Genomic DNA, 3,362 nt, shown 5'->3' on the forward strand with positions numbered 1-3,362 from the left:
TTCGTCGAAGCGCCCGTGAAAATCCTTGGCACCGGCTGGGTCGCCTCGGCTGGCGCGCTGATCTATGCGGCGGCGAAGAAGGAAAACCGCTTCTGCCTGCCGAACACCCGCTTCCTGCTTCATGAACCGCGGGGCGGCGTTGGCGGCCAGGCCACGGATGTTGAAATTCAGGCCCGCGAGATCATCAAGATGCGCGAACGCCTCAACAAGATCTTCGCAGCCGCCACCGGCAAGTCGCTGGAACAGATCAAGGAAGACACCGATCGTGACTTCTGGATGAGCGCGGAAGAAGCCGTCAAATACGGCCTCGTCGGCAAGGTCGTGAACCATCGCAGCGACGTCAACTAGGCGCGCCCCCGCGCTGAAAGATTACCGAAATGAACGCCCGGTCCTCCAATAGGATCGGGCGTTCATTTTTGGTTAGGGATGTGTTTGCCGCACGTAAAGGTTTATGGAGCAAGGTGTCTTCTTAACCTGTGTAAGGACACCGTCGCTTTCATGCCGGTACGAGTAGAAGACATTGCGGTCGCTGTGCGGCCTGTACCCACAGCTGCGACCGTGTCAGCGGTCTTTACGCGGTTGCTCGCCCATCCTGATGTATTTGCCGTGCCGATTGTCAGCGATGGCGCTGCGCTGGGCATGGTCTCGCGCCGGTCCGTGTTCGAGGCGCTTGCAACCCCCAGCGCCCGTCAAGCCAATGGCACCACACGCATTACCGAAATCATGATCGAGCATCCCATCATGTGCGAGGCTGGAACACCGATCGGCCTGGTGGCAAAGCTCGCCGCGGACGGCTCGACCTCGGCGCTGACCGATGGCGTGATCGTCCTGTCTGACGGCAAGTATCTCGGCCTGATCAGCCCCGCGGCGATGCTCTCCGCCGTCGCACTGGAAAACGCCGCCCGCGCCCGCGCCATGCAGGTCGCCCAAAAGCGGCTACAGAAATCACGGACGGATACGGGCGCCTTCGAACAAGAGAAGGCACGCTTCCTGGCATTTGTCGGGCATGAGATCCGCACGCCACTGACCGGCATTCTCGGCGTTGCTGACCTGTTGCAGGACAGCGTGAGCGGCGGTGAGCCGAAACGCCTCGCGCGCACCATTTCGGAAAGCGGGCACCATCTCGACCGACTGCTGAGCGACCTGCTCGATCTGTCACGCCTGGAAGCTGGCAAGCTCACCGTGAACAATGCGCCGTTCGACCTGCACGATTTCGCGAACGAGGCGCGCGACCTCTGGCAGTCGCGTATTGCTGGCAAACGGCTGGACCTGCGCATCAAGGTCGCCGGCGGCGCTGTGGCAAGGCTGGAAGCCGACGCGATGCGGCTGCGCCAGATATTGTTCAATCTGATGAGCAATGCGCTGAAATTCACCGAGCGCGGATATATCGGCGTCGAGCTGTCCACATTCGAAGCCGCGGGAAACCTTAAATTGCGCATGACGGTGGAAGACACGGGCTGTGGCATCACCGATCTCGACAAGGCGCGCCTGTTCGAAGCCTTTGAACAGGCCAATGCCTCTACCGCCGCCACGCATGGCGGATCCGGCCTGGGTCTGTCCATTGCCAAGGGGCTGGCCAAGCGTCTCGGCGGCGAAATCCTGCTGACAGACAATCCCAATGGCGGATCAATCTTTACCGTCACCATGCCCGTCGAACGGGCGGGGCCGCGGCTTGCGGTCACCGGTGCGCCGCCGAAGCCGCGCATGCGCGCCTTCGATCTCGGCCGCATCCTGCTGGCCGAAGACCATGCCGTCAGCGCCCTTGTCGTCACCCGCGCCCTGTCAGCCGCCGGCTGGCAGGTAGACTCGGTCCAGACCGCCGAAGACGCGATCGACCGCGCCGCGACCAACACATATCAGGCCATCCTGACAGATATTCACCTGCCGGGGGCCACCGGCGACGAGGTCCTCAAGGCCATTCGCGATGGGCGAGGCCCGAATGCACTTGCGCCGGTCATTGCGGTGACCGCGGATGTCAGCCCGGAGCGCCGTCTGGCATGCGAAGAGGCGGGCTTCACCACAATCATCGAAAAGCCGATCCGGCCGCGTGCGCTGGTCGCGACGCTTGTCGACATCCTCCTTGCGGATCGCGCAGCAGCGGCCGAAGCAGACCACCGCCAATTGGCCTGATCCGGGCATGACGGGTCACACGCCTGCGCAAGACCAGAAACCAAGCCTGATGACCGCCATAGGGCGAGGGCTTCGATTTCGGTGTCCCAAATGCGGGCAGGGGCGGATTTTCCGGGCTTACCTGAAACAGGCCGATGCGTGCGATCATTGCGGCGAACCGCTTGGCAGCATTCGCGCCGATGATGGCCCGGCCTGGTTGACCGTCCTGTCGCTCGGTCCGTTCCTCGTGGCAATAACCTTCTTTGTATCGTTCGGCCACTTCCCGCTCTGGGCGGCTCTGCCGGTGGCCGCCATCGCCGTCACTGGGGCGGTGCTCCTCCTGCTTCCCCGCATCAAGGGTGCCTTCATCGCGGCGCTCTGGGTCTCCGGTATGGGCAATGGGGCAGGGACGGCCGATTGAGGGCCCGGAATTCTCCTGCATCGCGTGCAGGCCGGGTGCTTGCGGAGGCGGGAAACCGCGTGTATGAGGCGCGCTTCGCAACAGCGAAACGGTTCGGTAGCTCAGCTGGTTAGAGCGCGCGACTCATAATCGCGAGGTCGGGAGTTCAAGTCTCCCCCGAACCACCATTCCTTCTGAAAATTGGTAGTAACTGTAGGCAGTGGCGTGGACCAGAGCGTATTACTGTTCGGTCGGTGTCCCTTTATCCGGCGTTTGGTCAGAGATATCCGGTAGTGCATCCAAAAAGTCTGGTTCGATCCGTGGTGGTTGGTCTGAGGTGAGCAAGTCCGGCCGAATATAGGGAATGAATAACTGTCGATCCTGACTTTGGAGCCAAAGTGCCACACGGTTGAGCGCTGGTATTTCAAGAATCCGCAAGTCGAACTGTTCGTCAGAGTGTTCAAACTCTTCTTCTGCGAGAAGCAATGCCTGATTTAGCAGGCGTGCCGGTGCCCCGCGGCTGACATGATTGAACGCAGCCAGAGAGTCTTCCTCGATCAATTCATCCGCGTCGACATCAGCGGTGCCAACGGGCTCGTTTCCTTGCCAAATGAGATATCGCCAACTAGTCGGTTGCAGATTGGGGCGCAGCTCGTGCCCTGCAAGTTCTTCAAGACTCACGGAATAAACGGGGAGGGGTTCCAGCAGCTCTTCTGGTTCCATTGCGCGCTCCTCACCGCCCAATGGTGACAGAATGTTGGTGGCGTCCTGAATTTCCGTTAGAGCCGTTTCGACCAGTTGGGTCGCGTCTGGGCCAGTGGATTTTCTAATACCCATATTAACCTCCCAAAGC

At 61.0% G+C, this 3,362-nt stretch carries 4 protein-coding genes and 1 tRNA gene; 4 read left to right on the plus strand and 1 reads right to left on the minus strand.

Annotated elements, in window-relative coordinates; translation table 11 throughout:
• The 4 genes from B4F73_RS11510 to B4F73_RS11525 all read left to right on the plus strand — a co-directional run.
• Nucleotides 1–348: ATP-dependent Clp protease proteolytic subunit (locus B4F73_RS11510; RefSeq protein ID WP_290483311.1), on the plus strand; the 348-nt coding region annotated here is incomplete at its 5' end.
• A gap of 150 nt (nt 349–498) precedes the next feature.
• Nucleotides 499–2,130: an ATP-binding protein gene (locus B4F73_RS11515; RefSeq protein ID WP_206991234.1), complete on the plus strand. Its 1,632-nt coding sequence runs from the start codon at nt 499–501 to the stop codon at nt 2,128–2,130.
• A gap of 49 nt (nt 2,131–2,179) precedes the next feature.
• Nucleotides 2,180–2,530 (plus strand): DUF983 domain-containing protein, encoded by a 351-nt coding sequence (locus B4F73_RS11520; RefSeq protein WP_242517380.1) that lies wholly within the window; start codon nt 2,180–2,182, stop codon nt 2,528–2,530.
• A gap of 90 nt (nt 2,531–2,620) precedes the next feature.
• A tRNA-Met gene (locus tag B4F73_RS11525) sits at nt 2,621–2,697 on the plus strand.
• Nucleotides 2,698–2,749: 52 nt separating this feature from the next.
• Here B4F73_RS11525 and B4F73_RS11530 read toward each other — a convergent pair.
• On the minus strand, nt 2,750–3,362 hold a 613-nt coding region (locus B4F73_RS11530), incomplete at its 5' end, for a hypothetical protein (RefSeq protein ID WP_290483312.1).

The sequence above is a fragment of the Hyphomonas sp. UBA3601 genome (genome assembly GCF_002375605.1).
GTDB lineage: Bacteria > Pseudomonadota > Alphaproteobacteria > Caulobacterales > Hyphomonadaceae > Hyphomonas.